Raw genomic sequence first — 15,849 nt, forward strand, 5'->3', positions numbered from 1 at the left:
GCCTTCCTCCTCCGGGAAATTAGCCCTTCAGACCTAAACGTTGACCCTGATAACTGCCGTCTTGTACGGGCTTCCACCAGGCCTCATTCGCCAGATACCACTGCACGGTTTTACGCATGCCGCTTTCAAAGGTTTCCTGCGGCGTCCAGCCAAGCTCACGGGCGATTTTCGACGCATCAATAGCGTAACGTAAGTCATGACCAGGACGATCATCGACATAGGTAATCAGATCGCGATACTGCGAGATACCCTGCGGTTTATTCGGCGCCAGTTCTTCCAGCAGCCCGCAAATCGTCTCAACCACGTCCAGGTTCTTACGCTCGTTATGACCGCCGATGTTGTACGTTTCACCGACTTTTCCGGTGGTCGCCACGCAGTACAACGCTCTGGCGTGATCGTCCACATACAGCCAGTCGCGGACCTGCTGCCCGTTGCCATACACCGGCAGCGGTTTGCCCGCCAGCGCATTAAGAATCATCAGCGGGATCAGTTTTTCCGGGAAGTGGTATGGGCCATAGTTGTTGGAGCAGTTGGTGATAAGCGTTGGAAGACCGTAAGTACGCAACCAGGCGCGCACCAGGTGATCGCTGCTGGCTTTCGACGCGGAATAGGGGCTGCTTGGGGCGTAGGGCGTCGTCTCAGTAAAGAAATCATCCGTCGAGTGCAGATCGCCATACACCTCGTCCGTCGAAATATGGTGGAAGCGAAACGCCGATTTTTTCTCATCAGCCTGTTCACTCCAGTACGCCCGCGCCGCTTCCAGCAGCGTGTAGGTGCCAACAATGTTGGTTTCGATAAACGCCGCCGGACCGTCAATAGAGCGATCGACATGGCTTTCGGCGGCCAGGTGCATCACGCAGTCTGGCTGATACTGTTGAAAGACCCGATCCAGCGAGGCGCGATCGCAAATATCCACTTTCTCGAAAGCAAAGCGCTCGCTCTGCGCAACCGGGGCCAGCGACATCAGATTGCCGGCGTAGGTGAGTTTATCCACCACCACCACCGCATCTGCCGTCTCATTAATGATATGCCGTACCACCGCTGAGCCGATGAAACCTGCGCCACCCGTCACCAGAATCCGTTTCATTAACGCCACACTCCTTTGGTATCCACGACGAACGGTTGCTGCACAGCATCGCCCTGAATGGCTTTAAACTGTTTGTGATCGACCAACATGACCAGCACGTCGGCCGTCGCCAGCGCGTCGTTCAGTTCTGCCAGGGTGCAAAGACCGTCCAGCTTTTTCGGCAACTGGTGGATGTTCGGTTCCACCACCAGCGTTTCACCGCTGTGCCACTGGGCGATATTTTTCGCGATCCCCATTGCCGGGCTTTCGCGTAAATCATCAATATCTGGCTTAAAGGCGAGGCCAAAGCAGGCGATTTTCACTTCGCTGGCGCGCTTGTTCGTCGCCGCCAGGCAGTCCGCAACGGCGGCTTTGACCTGATCGACAACCCAGTGCGGTTTACCGTCGTTCACTTCACGCGCAGTGCGAATCAGACGCGACTGCTGCGGATTTTGCGCTACGATAAACCACGGATCGACCGCAATACAGTGCCCACCAACGCCGGGTCCCGGCTGGAGAATGTTGACGCGTGGATGGCGGTTCGCCAGGCGAATCAGTTCCCAGACGTTAATCCCCTGCCCGGCGCAAATCAGCGACAGTTCGTTGGCAAAGGCGATATTGACATCGCGGAAGCTGTTTTCCGTCAGCTTGCACATTTCGGCCGTACGGGCATTGGTCACCACGCACTCGCCTTCAAGAAATATTTTGTACAGTTCGCTGGCGCGCGACGAGCACACCGGCGTCATGCCGCCGATCACCCGGTCATTCTTGATCAGTTCAACCATCACCTGCCCCGGCAGCACGCGCTCAGGGCAATAGGCGATATTCACATCCGCCTGCTCGCCAGCCTGCTGTGGGAAAGTGAGATCCGGACGCATTTCCGCCAGCCATGCTGCCATCTGTTCGGTTGCGCCGACCGGAGAGGTCGACTCGAGGATCACTAACGCGCCCTTTTTCAGTACCGGCGCAACAGATTTCGCCGCCGCTTCGACATAGGCCATGTCCGGCTCATGTTCGCCTTTAAACGGCGTCGGTACCGCAATCAGATACGCATCAGCCTCAACAGGCGTCGTGGTAGCGCGCAGGAAACCGCCTTCCACTGCTGTTTTCACCACGTTATCCAGATCCGGCTCAACGATATGGATTTCACCGCGATTGATGGTTTCCACCGCATGCGGATTAACGTCCACCCCAATTACCTGCTTTTGGCGCGACGCAAAGGCAGCCGCCGTCGGCAAACCGATATATCCCAACCCAATAACAGAAATGGTAGAAAAACTCATAGCGATACCCGATTGTTTTTTAACGCGTGTAAAATGCGACCACAGGCCTGCCCGTCGCCGTAAGGGTTATGGGCGCGGCTCATGGTCTGATATTCGTTTTCGTCATGCAGCAGACGCGTGACTTCTTCGACGATGCGCTGTGGGTCTGTCCCCACCAGACGTACGGTCCCGGCGGTAATGGCCTCGGGTCGTTCGGTCGTTTCGCGCATCACCAGCACCGGTTTGCCCAGAGACGGCGCCTCTTCCTGAATTCCACCGGAGTCGGTCAGAATCAGCCAGGCGTGATTCATCAGCCAGACAAAGGGCAAATAATCCTGTGGTTCAATCAGCGTCACGTTTTCAACATGGCCGAGGATGCGGTTGACCGGCTCGCTGACGTTCGGATTCAGGTGTACCGGATAAACAATCTGCACATCCTGATTGGCGGCGGCAATTTCCGCCAGGGCGTGGCAGATCTGCTCAAACCCACGGCCAAAACTCTCGCGACGATGACCGGTCACCAGGATTAGCTTTTTATCCGAGCTGAGAAACGGATACTGTTCGGCCAGCTCTGAACGCAGCGTTTCGCTCGCCAGCACGCGATCGCGCACCCAGATCAGCGCATCAATCACCGTATTGCCGGTGACAAAGATGCGGCTGTCAGCGATATTCTCGCGCAACAGGTTTTGCCGCGAGTTCTCCGTCGGCGCAAAGTGATACATTGCCAGATGCCCGGTCAGCGTACGGTTTGCCTCTTCCGGCCATGGGGAATAGAGATCGCCAGTACGCAGCCCGGCTTCCACATGGCCTACTGGTATGCGTTGATAAAAAGCGGCCAGACTGGTTGCTATCGTTGTGGTGGTATCACCATGAACCAATACCACATCCGGCTTGAAGTCAGCGAGGATAGGCTTCAGCCCTTCCAGTATCCGACAGGTAATTTCCGTTAACCCCTGACCCGGCTGCATGATGTTGAGATCGTAGTCGGGGACAATAGAAAAGAGGTTCAATACTTGATCGAGCATCTCCCGATGCTGCGCGGTGACGCAGACTTTTGCGTCGAAATCAGGATCCTTTGCCAGCGCATGTACCAGAGGTGCCATTTTTATGGCTTCCGGTCGCGTGCCAAATACAGTCAGTACTTTCACATCGATTCTCTTCGAATAGTCAGTGAGGGCCCAGCCCCTCACTGCGGCAGTCGTGCTAAATCGTGCGGCGGCGGGTTAACGCAACACCTGCGCCGATAAGCCCCCCCACGATGCCCCACATCACCATCAGGAAGGCACGGCGCGGGCTATCGCGTTTTACCGGCTCTTCCGGCGTACGCAAATAGCGATAGGTCTGAAAACGTGGGTCCAGGGTTGGGCCCACATTCAATGTATTTAGCATGGCTCGATTCTGGAAGTAGTCCAGATCGAAGGAGGGGCCAACCGCCTGTAAATTTTCAAGGCGTGCCTGAAGCATGGGGCGTCCTAGCAGAAACAGCTCCGAATCCGGTAATTCATCCGCCGGCACATCGGTCGCGCTGCGGGAGATATTGTGCTGTTCAGCGATTTTAAGCGCCTGTTCAATACTGCTCACGCGGCGGGAGAAAATCGCTTTCGCCACTTCTTCCTGACGTTTAACCTGCGCCTTCATTTGCACAGTCCGCGCACTCCACGCGCCTTTCAGTTCTTCATTGAGATGGCTTGCCGCGCGCTGACTGGAAAACGCCACATACTGACGGAGCAAATTGTTCGCATCAGGTGCCGTTTCGGCAATGAGTTTAACGCTGTCGTTAATGGCGCGGGCGAAATCACCGGGGGTAAACTGAATGTTATTGATCATCTCATCAAGCATCGCGGCATCGGCTTTGCTGTTACCGACCATCCGCTGCTTATAGTAGTCGGTTTGCAGCCAGAAATCGCGACGCGTATCCCAGGAGGCCAGTTGCATCACGAACTCTTTATAGGCTTCATCCATAACCGAAGGTTGATCGCCTGACGCATTGTCGGCTTTCGTGTCCAGATTCCGCAAAAACTGCTGTTGGGAATAGTAACCACCCAACATATTCACCGTAGGGCGATCGGAGATGGCGGTCGCACTCCACTCCTGACGAGCAAAAAAAGTATAGGCCAGCGCGATCAGCGCGAATAACAGCGCGATACCGACAATCCACACCTTTCCTGCCCACAAGGTACGAAACAACCCACGAATATCCAGTTCATTTTCAGCGCTCACAGCGTGTGCCCCCGGTAATGGTTGAGTCATCGCACCCTCATTTACTTGGTTAATTTCGGATTGTTATCACGGTTTCTGCGTAATCTGCGCTTCAGACGCTTGATGAACCTCGCCACCTTCCAGGCACGCTTAATACAGTAACCGTAGAGGAAGAAGGCTAGCAAAAAGAGCACCAACATGACCCATTCCGGGACAAAATGAGAGTATTCCGCAAGCACACCAATCGAAGCCAGTATCGCGGCGGCAAGCGTGATCAGGACAAACGCCTGACGTGAAGTAAACCCTGCGCGCATGATCAAATGATGAATATGCTGACGGTCTGGTGAGAACGGGCTCATCCCTTTACGCAGTCGACGATACATAATGGCCACCATATCCATCAGCGGAATGGCGATGATCCACAGCGCGGTAACCGGGCTAATCGGGTGCGTCTGCCCTTGGGTGGTTTCAAGCAGGATCCAGATAACGGTAAAACCAATTAGCGTACTACCGGCATCTCCCATAAATACTTTAAAGCGACGACCGAGCGCACCGAGGTTCAGCAGAATATACGGTAGGATGGCGGCGATCATGGCAAAGCACCAGATAGCCAGACTTGTCTGTCCATCAAACCACAGGATAAGCCCCATCGCGGCAAATGAGACGCTTGAGAGCCCACCTAATAAGCCGTCAATACCATCCACCATGTTGAATGCGTTGATTGCAGCCCATACAGCGAAGAGCGTGAGGAAATAACCAAACGGCCCGAGCACCATCTCCCACGGCCCAAAGATGTAACCCAGGCTGCTGAGATAGAGTTTGCCCACCACCATCATGATCACGCCAATAGCAGCCTGAATAGTGGCACGGATTTTTACACTAATATCAAAGCGATCGTCCAGTGCGCCGATAAAAACCAGGACACCGGCACAAGCCAGATAGAGAGCAGCGTGGGGAATATAAACATTCACAATGGCAAAGGTGAAACAGATCCCCGCATAGACTGAGATGCCCCCAACCAACGGTATCAATCCCTGGTGGCGTTTACGGAAGTTGGGTTTATCCACTAAACCGACCTTTTTTGCGACCTTCCGCGCAAAAAACAGGAACAGTGTCGTGAATAAAAAAATACTGATGAGATCAGTACTGACTGTCAGTAAATTCACAATGCGTGCTCTCAGAGAAAATTATTAGCAGAAGTATAACCACGAAGGCCAGTATTCAGAAGTGAAACTCCAGTCCGAACCGTCTGTTTTGTTTAATTATTAACCACGGGTCGCACTTGATAGCTGACGCGCGCGCAGCGGTGAGCGATAATCCCAGGTTTGTTAATTTAGCGTTAAGATTACAGACATAAAAGCAAAACGCCACGTAAAAACGTGGCGTTTTCGGCTGAAAGCAAGTTTACGAGCGCTTCATCATGTCGAAGAAGTCGTCGTTGGTCTTGGTCATCGCCAGTTTATTAATGAGGAATTCCATCGCATCGATTTCGCCCATCGGGTGAATAATCTTGCGCAGGATCCACATTTTCTGCAGCTCTTCCTGAGTAGTGAGCAGCTCTTCTTTACGGGTACCGGAACGGTTGTAGTCGATAGCCGGGAAGACGCGTTTTTCAGCAATCTTACGAGAGAGGTGCAGTTCCATGTTACCGGTGCCTTTAAACTCTTCGTAGATAACTTCATCCATCTTAGAGCCGGTATCGATCAGCGCCGTTGCGATGATGGTCAGGCTGCCGCCCTCTTCCACGTTACGCGCCGCACCAAAGAAACGCTTCGGACGATGCAGGGCGTTCGCGTCCACACCACCGGTCAACACTTTACCGGAAGCAGGAACCACGGTGTTGTACGCACGCGCCAGACGGGTGATGGAGTCGAGGAGGATGATAACGTCTTTCTTATGCTCAACCAGACGTTTCGCTTTCTCGATCACCATTTCTGCAACCTGAACGTGACGGGATGCTGGTTCGTCAAAAGTAGACGCGACCACTTCACCTTTAACCAGACGCTGCATCTCGGTAACTTCTTCCGGACGTTCATCGATCAGCAGCACCATCAGCACACAGTCTGGGTGGTTGTAAGCGATGCTCTGGGCAATATTTTGCAGCAGCATGGTTTTACCGGCTTTCGGCGGTGCGACGATCAGACCACGCTGACCACGACCAATAGGGGAAGCCAGATCCAGAACGCGCGCCGTTAAGTCTTCGGTAGAACCGTTACCACGTTCCATACGCAGACGAGAGTTTGCGTGCAGCGGGGTTAAGTTTTCGAAGAGGATTTTGTTACGGGCGTTTTCCGGTTTGTCGTAGTTAACTTCGTTAACTTTCAGCAGCGCAAAGTAACGTTCGCCTTCTTTTGGCGGGCGAATCTTACCAGAGATGGTATCACCAGTGCGGAGATTGAAACGGCGGATTTGGCTGGGGGAAACGTAGATGTCATCAGGACCGGCGAGATAGGAGCTGTCTGCAGAACGGAGGAAACCAAATCCATCCTGCAATATCTCCAGCACACCGTCACCAAAGATATCTTCGCCACTCTTTGCGTGCTGCTTCAGGATGGCAAAAATAATGTCCTGCTTGCGCATACGAGCCAGGTTTTCCAGCCCCATATTTTCGCCGAGAGTGATCAGCTCAGAAACCGGCGTATTCTTTAATTCGGTAAGATTCATAATGGTGTGAGTTCTTAAACTTGGGGTAAATCTCGAACTTAATGTTGTGAATGGTATGGCAGGGTCATCCATGCCTGTTTACGGCCATCAACTCATGTCTGTTCGCTGTCTGGTCACAGGAAAGTACGCAGAACTGAAACGACAAGACGGATTGAATGATAAGCCAGGAATCTGTCCACTTCGCGTGCGAGAAAAAACGGGAAGTATTGGAGTTATCAAGATTCAAACTTAATAAGGTATGTTTAATACGAAGTCAACACTAACTTAGCACGACTCAAGTCGGGCGTCCAGTCATCCGCATCAATTAGGATTCTGGTCGCCCGAACATGAGACGTCCTGCTTACGCCAGGTTAGCGTCGAGGAACTCTTTCAGCTGACCTTTGGACAGAGCGCCCACTTTGGTCGCTGCAACTTCACCGTTCTTGAACAGCAGCAGGGTCGGGATGCCACGGATACCATACTTCGGCGCAGTGCCTGGGTTTTGGTCAATGTTCAGTTTAGCAACCGTCAATTTGCCCTGATATTCGTCAGCGATTTCATCCAGAATCGGGGCGATCATTTTGCACGGTCCGCACCACTCTGCCCAGAAATCAACGAGGATCGCCCCGTCCGCTTTGAGTACATCCGTGTCAAAACTGTCGTCAGTCAGGTGAATAATTTTATCGCTCATATATAACTCCACAGGATTATGCCTGGCGTGTTGGTATAGCATTAACCAACTAAAGGTTGACTTTATTTCACCGGATACGCTTTCGTAAAGCAATAGTAAGCTGATATTCTACCACACTATGAGCAAAACACATTTAACAGAACAGAAGTTTTCCGACTTCGCCCTGCACCCAAAGGTTATAGAAGCCCTTGAAAACAAAGGCTTTCATAACTGCACGCCCATACAGGCCCTCGCACTGCCGCTAACGCTGGCGGGTCGCGATGTTGCAGGGCAGGCGCAAACCGGTACCGGAAAAACGATGGCGTTCCTGACGTCGACGTTTCATTATCTTCTCTCTCATCCCGCGATTGACGATCGCAAGGTGAACCAGCCTCGCGCCTTGATTATGGCGCCGACGCGTGAGTTAGCCGTGCAGATCCACGCCGATGCCGAGCCGCTGGCACAGACAACCGGTCTGAAGCTGGGTCTTGCATACGGTGGTGACGGTTACGACAAACAGCTGAAAGTGCTGGAAAGTGGCGTCGATATTCTCATCGGCACTACGGGTCGTCTGATCGACTACGCGAAACAGAATCACATCAATCTGGGCGCCATCCAGGTGGTGGTCCTCGATGAAGCCGATCGCATGTACGATTTGGGCTTTATTAAAGATATCCGCTGGTTGTTCCGCCGCATGCCGCCGGCCAACCAGCGCCTGAACATGTTGTTCTCAGCCACCCTTTCTTACCGTGTGCGTGAACTGGCGTTCGAACAGATGAACAACGCCGAATACGTTGAAGTTGAGCCAGAACAGAAAACGGGTCACCGTATTAAAGAAGAGCTTTTCTATCCGTCTAACGAAGAGAAAATGCGCTTATTGCAAACGCTCATCGAGGAAGAGTGGCCGGATCGCGCCATCATCTTCGCGAACACCAAACACCGTTGCGAAGATATCTGGGGTCACCTGGCCGCCGATGGTCACCGCGTCGGCTTACTGACCGGCGACGTCGCACAGAAAAAACGTCTGCGTATTCTCGACGAGTTCACCCGTGGCGATCTGGATATCCTGGTCGCCACCGACGTTGCCGCACGCGGTCTGCATATTCCGGCCGTGACGCACGTTTTTAACTACGATCTGCCGGACGATTGCGAAGACTATGTACACCGTATCGGTCGTACGGGCCGTGCTGGCGCAAGCGGTCACTCGATCAGCCTGGCCTGCGAAGAGTACGCCCTGAACCTGCCTGCGATTGAAACCTACATTGGTCACTCGATTCCGGTGAGTAAATACAACCCGGAAGCGTTGATGAACAATCTGCCGAAGCCGCTGCGTCTGACGCGTACGCGCCCTGGCAATGGCCCGCGCCGCTCTGGTGGAGCCCCGCGTAATCGTCGTCGTTCAGGTTAAAAAGTTATGCCATACACAACCTCTTTCAGCCTGTATCAAGGCGGCAAGAAAACAGACCCCGATGCGCTGACTTTAGTCAGTGATTCGGGTGAGAAAACGCAGCCAACACAGATACTGGTTTAGGGATGAAGTGTATGAATTCTACCTCGTTGTACGCAGCTATTGATCTCGGTTCCAATAGTTTTCATATGCTGGTAGTACGCGAGGTCGCGGGTAGCATCCAGACGCTCACGCGCATTAAACGTAAGGTGCGTCTGGCCGCTGGACTTAACAACAACAATGTCCTTTCTGCTGAAGCCATGGAGCGCGGCTGGCAATGCCTGCGTCTGTTCGCTGAACGCCTACAGGATATTCCGCAGCCGCAAATCCGCGTCGTCGCCACCGCAACCTTGCGTATCGCGGTGAATGCCAGCGAGTTTATCGCTAAAGCGCAGGAAATCCTCGGTTGTCCGGTTCAGGTCATCAGCGGCGAAGAAGAAGCACGTCTGATTTATCAGGGCGTGGCGCACACCACTGGCGGTGCGGATCAACGTCTGGTCGTCGATATCGGCGGCGCCAGCACTGAACTGGTCACCGGAACGGGTGCGCAAACCACCTCTCTGTTCAGCCTGTCTATGGGCTGTGTCACCTGGCTTGAACGCTACTTTACCGATCGCAATCTGGCGCAAGAGAATTTCGACGAAGCGGAAAAAGCCGCACGCGATGTGCTGCGCCCGATTGCTGATGAACTTCGCTATCACGGCTGGAAAGTCTGTGTCGGTGCCTCCGGTACGGTTCAGGCGTTGCAGGAAATCATGATGGCGCAGGGGATGGATGAGCGCATCACGCTGGCGAAACTGCAGCAGTTGAAACAGCGGGCGATTCACTGTGGTCGTCTGGAAGAGCTGGAAATTGAAGGGTTAACTCTGGAACGCGCACTGGTCTTCCCCAGCGGGCTGGCCATTCTGATTGCGATCTTCACCGAACTCAATATCCAGTGTATGACCCTGGCTGGCGGGGCATTGCGTGAAGGTCTGGTCTACGGAATGCTCCATCTCGCGGTGGATCAGGATATTCGTAGCCGCACACTGCGTAACATTCAGCGCCGGTTTATGGTGGATACCGAGCAGGCGCATCGCGTTGCCAGTCTGGCGGTGAGTTTTCTCGATCAGGTAGAAAATGAGTGGCATCTTGAGCCGATCAGCCGAGAACTGCTGATCAGCGCCTGCCAGCTGCACGAAATAGGCCTGAGCGTTGATTTCAGGCAAGCGCCTCAGCACGCTGCCTATCTGGTCCGCAATCTGGATCTGCCGGGCTTCACGCCCGCACAGAAAAAACTGCTCGCCACGCTGTTGTTAAATCAGACCAACCCGGTCGATCTTTCGTCTCTACATCAGCAAAACGCCGTGCCGCCGCGGGTAGCGGAACATCTTTGTCGTCTGCTCAGACTGGCGATTATCTTTGCCAGCCGTCGTCGTGACGATCTGGTGCCCGTCATTACACTGCAGGCGTCGAATGAAATTCTCACCTTAACGCTGCCGCCGAACTGGCTGGAACAGCATCCACTGGGCAAAGAGTTGATTGAACAAGAAAGCCAGTGGCAGAGTTATGTCCACTGGCCTTTAGACGTGCGTTAATCATTTACTGCCGGTAGCGGCGTAAACACCTTATCCGGCTTCCAGCCTACGATTTCTCTCTTTTCGCGGCCATCATCGCTTTCAGATTCGCCAGATGGCTTTGCCCTTTCTGCATCCGTTCTTCGGCACTCACCACTTTACGCTCCTGCTCCCAGATCAGATCGTCCTGCGGTAACTCCAGCAGGAAACGGCTCGGCTCCGGGCGCACCAGCTCACCGTACTGACGCCGCTCTTTACACAGCGTAAAAATCAGCTCTTTCTGCGCGCGGGTGATGCCGACATAGGCCAGACGGCGCTCTTCATCAATGTTGTCTTCATCGATGCTGCTCTGGTGCGGCAGAAAGCCTTCTTCCATACCCACCATAAACACATACGGGAACTCCAGCCCTTTCGAGGCGTGTAGCGTCATCAGTTGCACCTGATCCAGCTCTTCCTCACTCTCGCCGCGTTCCATCATGTCGCGCAGCGTGAAACGCGTAACCACCTGCGTGAGCGTCATCGGCTCATCCAGTTCGCTCCCTTCCAGCATTTCAGTCATCCAGCTAAACAGCTGGTTGACGTTTTTCATGCGCATTTCAGCAGCTTTTGGGCTGGGCGACGTTTCATAAAGCCATGATTCGTAATCAATTCCGTGGATGAGATCGCGCACAGCGGCAATCGGCTCACGTTCAGCCAGCCGCTGAACCTCGCCCAGCCAGTGGGTAAAACGAGTGAGCGAGTCATAGCCGCGTCCGGTGAGCGTCTGGCTCAACCCCAGATCAAAGCTGGCGGTAAACAGGCTTTTGTTGCGCGTCATCGCCCATTCGCCCAGCTTTTGCAATGTGGCGGGGCCGATTTCACGCTTTGGCGTATTCACAATGCGCAGAAACGCGCTGTCATCATCCGGATTCGTTAATACGCGCAGATAGGCCAGCAAATCTTTAATCTCCGGGCGGGAGAAAAACGACGTACCGCCAGAGATTTTGTAGGGGATCCGGTTCTGCATGAGGAATTTTTCAAACACTCGCGCCTGGTGGTTGCCGCGATACAGAATGGCGTAATCCTTATATTCCGTTTTATTCACAAAGTGATGAGCGATCAGCTCCCCGGTCACCCGCTCGGCTTCGTGCTCCTCATTATTCGCACTCAGGACTTTGAGTTCCGCGCCGTATCCCAGCTCGGAAAAAAGCCGTTTTTCAAAAACGTGCGGGTTATTGGCAATGAGGATGTTTGCCGCCTTCAGGATCCGCCCGGAAGAACGATAGTTCTGCTCCAGTTTGATGACCTGAAGCGCCGGGAAATCCTGACTTAACAACACCAGGTTTTGCGGACGCGCCCCGCGCCAGGAGTAAATCGACTGATCGTCATCCCCTACCACCGTGAATCGCGCCCGGTTTCCCACCAGCAATTTCACCAGTTCGTACTGACTGGTGTTGGTGTCCTGGTATTCATCCACCAGCAGATAGCGAATCTTGTTCTGCCAGCGCTCACGCACCTCTTCATTACGCTGCAACAGCAGCGTCGGCAGCAGAATCAAATCGTCAAAGTCGAGGACGTTACAGGCTTTCATATGCGCATCGTACAGCCCGTAGCAGTGGGCGAAGATGCGATCGCGCTCGCCTTTCGCACTGGCGGCAGCCTGCGCGGGCGTTTTCAGATCATTCTTCCAGTTCGAGATCGTCGAGATCAGCTGTTGCAACACGACTTTGTCGTCTTCAATCAGCCCTTCTGTCAGGTCTTTGAGCAGCGCAACCTGATCCGTATCGTCAAACAGAGAGAAATTCGATTTCATCCCCAATGCCGCGTATTCGCGTTTAATCACCTCCAGCCCCAGCGTATGGAAAGTGGAGATCATCAACCCGCGCGCTTCTTTGCGTCCCAGCGTTTGTCCAACACGCTCTTTCATCTCACGCGCCGCTTTATTGGTAAAGGTGACGGCGGCAATGTGCCGAGCCTGATAGCCGCAGCCACGGATCAGGTGAGCTATCTTGTTGGTGATCACGCGTGTCTTACCGGAACCCGCCCCCGCCAGCACCAGGCAAGGTCCGGTGACGAATTCGACAGCTTGTTGTTGGCCGGGATTTAAACGCATAGGAAAAAGTGCTCAATCTTCGAACGGGGGACGAATTGTAGCAGAAAGCGAGGCAGAGATTGAGCTTTCCGTAACCGCGCGTGACGCTGCCTGTGAGAGCAAGTGAGCGTGTGCTGCTGTCCAGATTATGAACAATTCTGAACGCCGATCACACGGAAAAAATTACACGACGCCTGCACAAGGGGTTGAATTAACATATTGAGTATAAAAGGAAAACAGTAACAATAGACGGGCTAAGCTGCTTTGGCTTGTATAAACCAACAAAAAGAAGACCGTTCATCCCACTTTCTTTGTTTATTCAACCGAAACATTTCTGAATCAAATACGCTAATAAATCAGGTGCTGCCACGTACCGCACCTCCTCTCATGCTGAGCATACAATGAATAAGATCCAGGCCACTTACTACCTACAAGACTCAACCGCTCGCCAGATAGTCCAACGCACGATGGGGATTATCCCCTATTCGGTTAACGTTATGAATGAACACGGTATGATCATTGCCTCCGGTGAGGCGTCCCGTTTACATCAGCGCCACGAAGGTGCGGTGCTGGCGTTAACTGAAAACCGGATTGTTGAAATCGATTCGGCGACAGCAGACAAACTCAAAGGCGTGAAGCCCGGTATTAATTTACCGATAAATTTTCGCGATCAGCTTATCGGCGTACTGGGTATCACCGGAGAGCCGGGTGAGGTGAAGGCTTATGCGCAACTCGTCAAGATGGCGTCGGAACTCATCATTGAACAAATGGCGCTGCTGGAACAAAAACAGTGGGATAAACGCTACCGCGAAGAGCTGATCAACCAGCTCATTTTACGCGATCAGCCTCCGTTATCGTTAAGCGCCGTGGTCTCATGGTTAGGCGTTAATCTCCAGGTGCCGCGCGTGGTGCTTATCATGGAGTTGCAGCAGCCGGATCGCGATGCGCTACGAACGCTGATGGATTATTTTGAATACAGCGCCCGCGACCATCTGGTGACATTTTCCGACTTTAACGAGCTGATTATCCTCAAGCCCGTCACCCTGAAAAATGGGACTCTCAATAAATCGCTGGAGCAGCACGAGCTACAGAAATTTAAACATTACGCGCAATCCTGTGGCTTTTCACGTCTCATCGTCGGCGGGTATTTTGCGGGAGAAAATGGCCTGCGACGCTCCTATCAGACGGCGAAATCAACCCAGGCGATGGTGAAAAGGCTGAAGCTTAAGCATCAGTTTATCTTTCACGATGACTATGCGCTGGCCTCATTGCTGGGGGGACTTTCCGGCACCTGGCAAGCGGAAGAGTTATCAAAAATATGGCGCGATTTGGTTGCTCAGGACAGCAAAGGCGTCATGCAAAAAACATTGCAGCACTATTTCGAACATAATTGTGATCTTTCGCAAACTGCCACCAGTCTGCATGTTCATGTGAATACCCTGCGCTATCGACTGCAACGCGTTGAAGAGATAACTGGAATAAAAATCAACAACTTGAAACAACTCCTTTGGTTGTACATTGGCATGGAGCTGCAGCGGTAGTCTGTATTTTCCTCCAAATTTACATCCTGTCAGACGCGTATTTTTTAGCGGATCCTCACAAGGCTATTCCCGGCGGCTTCTCCATACTGCCCCAGTCAATTTAATGGAGAAAGCAGAAGATGGTTTCAATATCCGCAACAGGCGCCATCATCGCACTCGTGGTGGCGATCGTCTTAATATTACGCAAAGTCTCTCCCGCGTACGGCATGATGGTGGGTGCGCTGGTTGGCGGCCTCGTCGGCGGGGCAGACCTGGTTCAGACCGTCACGTTGATGGTCACGGGTGCGCAGGGCATCACCAATGCCGTACTGCGTATTCTCGCTGCAGGTGTACTGGCTGGTGTACTGATCGAATCCGGCGCCGCGAACACTATCGCGGAAACGGTGGTAAAAAAAGTGGGCGAAAGTCGCGCCCTGCTCGCATTAGCCATCGCCACGATGATTCTGACGGCCGTTGGCGTTTTTATCGATGTCGCGGTGATTACCGTCGCGCCGATTGCGCTTTCGATAGCCAGACGCGCCGGGCTATCAAAACTCGCCATTTTGCTGGCGATGATTGGCGGGGGCAAAGCGGGTAACGTAATGTCGCCAAATCCCAATGCCATTGCCGCTTCGGATTCCTTCCATGTCCCGCTCACATCCGTCATGATGGGAGGGATTATTCCCGGCCTGTTCGGCCTGGCAATCGCCTATTTTCTGGCGAAGCGTCTTAGCCAAAAAGGCTCGATGGTCACGACGGAAGAGATCATTTCTCAGGACACACACGGTACGCAACCCGGATTCCTGGCCGCCATCAGCGCCCCCCTTGTTGCCATTATTCTGTTAGCGCTGCGTCCTGTTGCGGGCATTGCTATCGATCCGCTCATTGCTCTGCCAGTGGGAGGATTAGTCGGCGCGATCCTGATGGGCCGATTTAAACAAAGTAACGCCTTTATGATGTCCGGGCTGACGCGCATGGCTCCTGTCGCCATTATGCTGCTCGGTACCGGCACGCTGGCCGGCATCATTGCCAACTCGGCGTTAAAAGAGGTCCTGATCGATGGGTTAACCTCTTCCGGTCTCCCTTCTTATCTCCTGGCCCCCATCTCTGGCGCAATTATGTCGATGGCCACCGCGTCGACAACAGCCGGAACCGCCGTTGCGGCAGGCGTGTTCAGCCAGACGCTACTGGGGCTTGGCGTCTCTGCGCTTGCCGGTGCAGTCATGATTCATGCCGGGGCGACTGTTCTGGATCATCTCCCTCACGGCAGTTTTTTCCACGCCACTGGCGGTAGCGTCAGTATGCAAATCCATGAACGCTTAAAACTTCTGCCTTATGAAACCCTTGTCGGTTTCGTCATCGCATTGATTTCGACACTGCTGTTTGGTGTCTTCGGACTCGCCGGGTAAGCACAC

Annotated in this window: 13 protein-coding genes; 4 read left to right on the forward strand and 9 right to left on the reverse strand. The window is 53.4% G+C overall.

Translation table 11 applies throughout. From position 1 onward, the window contains the following. Positions 1–19: 19 nt before the first annotated feature. From rffG to trxA, 8 genes are all read right to left on the reverse strand, one after another. Positions 20–1,087, reverse strand: coding sequence for a dTDP-glucose 4,6-dehydratase (gene rffG, locus QNN88_RS21910; protein ID WP_414242040.1), 1,068 nt, complete (start codon positions 1,085–1,087; stop codon positions 20–22). Next, a complete protein-coding gene (wecC, locus tag QNN88_RS21915) occupies positions 1,087–2,349 on the reverse strand; it encodes a UDP-N-acetyl-D-mannosamine dehydrogenase (RefSeq protein ID WP_414242041.1) in 1,263 nt (420 codons plus the stop codon). The genes rffG and wecC overlap by 1 nt, the downstream gene beginning before the upstream one ends. Continuing rightward, positions 2,346–3,476 carry a non-hydrolyzing UDP-N-acetylglucosamine 2-epimerase gene (wecB, locus tag QNN88_RS21920; protein ID WP_414242042.1) on the reverse strand — a complete coding sequence of 377 codons (1,131 nt, stop codon included), beginning with the start codon at positions 3,474–3,476 and terminating at the stop codon, positions 2,346–2,348. Before wecB ends, wecC begins: the two co-directional genes overlap by 4 nt. A gap of 55 nt (positions 3,477–3,531) precedes the next feature. Further along, complete coding sequence (wzzE, locus tag QNN88_RS21925) at positions 3,532–4,578, reverse strand: ECA polysaccharide chain length modulation protein (RefSeq protein WP_414242043.1); 1,047 nt, start codon at positions 4,576–4,578, stop codon at positions 3,532–3,534. Between the two features lie 11 nt (positions 4,579–4,589). Beyond that, the gene (gene wecA / locus QNN88_RS21930; protein ID WP_414242044.1) at positions 4,590–5,693 is read right to left on the reverse strand and encodes a UDP-N-acetylglucosamine--undecaprenyl-phosphate N-acetylglucosaminephosphotransferase; all 1,104 of its coding nucleotides are present in this window, start codon (positions 5,691–5,693) and stop codon (positions 4,590–4,592) included. 238 nt (positions 5,694–5,931) lie between these two features. Beyond that, positions 5,932–7,191: a transcription termination factor Rho gene (gene rho / locus QNN88_RS21935; RefSeq protein WP_002437993.1), complete on the reverse strand. Its 1,260-nt coding sequence runs from the start codon at positions 7,189–7,191 to the stop codon at positions 5,932–5,934. Between the two features lie 87 nt (positions 7,192–7,278). After that, a complete protein-coding gene (locus tag QNN88_RS21940) occupies positions 7,279–7,398 on the reverse strand; it encodes a rho operon leader peptide (protein ID WP_071887707.1) in 120 nt (39 codons plus the stop codon). A 133-nt stretch (positions 7,399–7,531) separates the two neighbouring features. Then, entirely contained in the window at positions 7,532–7,861 is a 330-nt protein-coding gene (gene trxA / locus QNN88_RS21945; protein WP_001280776.1) for a thioredoxin TrxA, read from the reverse strand. Between the two features lie 118 nt (positions 7,862–7,979). Between trxA and rhlB the strand changes: the two genes are divergently transcribed. Both rhlB and gppA read left to right on the forward strand, forming a co-directional pair. Next, positions 7,980–9,248: an ATP-dependent RNA helicase RhlB gene (rhlB, locus tag QNN88_RS21950; RefSeq protein ID WP_042998787.1), complete on the forward strand. Its 1,269-nt coding sequence runs from the start codon at positions 7,980–7,982 to the stop codon at positions 9,246–9,248. A 134-nt stretch (positions 9,249–9,382) separates the two neighbouring features. Next, a complete protein-coding gene (gene gppA, locus QNN88_RS21955; protein ID WP_414242045.1) occupies positions 9,383–10,864 on the forward strand; it encodes a guanosine-5'-triphosphate,3'-diphosphate diphosphatase in 1,482 nt (493 codons plus the stop codon). Positions 10,865–10,910: 46 nt separating this feature from the next. On the opposite strand, the gene rep is transcribed toward gppA, so the two are convergent. Continuing rightward, entirely contained in the window at positions 10,911–12,935 is a 2,025-nt protein-coding gene (rep, locus tag QNN88_RS21960; protein ID WP_125370391.1) for a DNA helicase Rep, read from the reverse strand. 380 nt (positions 12,936–13,315) lie between these two features. On the opposite strand from rep, the gene QNN88_RS21965 reads away from it, so the two are divergent. Continuing rightward, positions 13,316–14,455: a sugar diacid recognition domain-containing protein gene (locus QNN88_RS21965; RefSeq protein ID WP_414242046.1), complete on the forward strand. Its 1,140-nt coding sequence runs from the start codon at positions 13,316–13,318 to the stop codon at positions 14,453–14,455. 119 nt (positions 14,456–14,574) lie between these two features. Further along, positions 14,575–15,843: a GntP family permease gene (locus QNN88_RS21970; RefSeq protein ID WP_042998783.1), complete on the forward strand. Its 1,269-nt coding sequence runs from the start codon at positions 14,575–14,577 to the stop codon at positions 15,841–15,843. Positions 15,844–15,849 lie beyond the last annotated feature (6 nt).

It is taken from the genome of Citrobacter sp. ANG330, assembly GCF_047467925.1.
In the GTDB taxonomy this organism is placed as follows: domain Bacteria; phylum Pseudomonadota; class Gammaproteobacteria; order Enterobacterales; family Enterobacteriaceae; genus Citrobacter_A; species Citrobacter_A amalonaticus_G.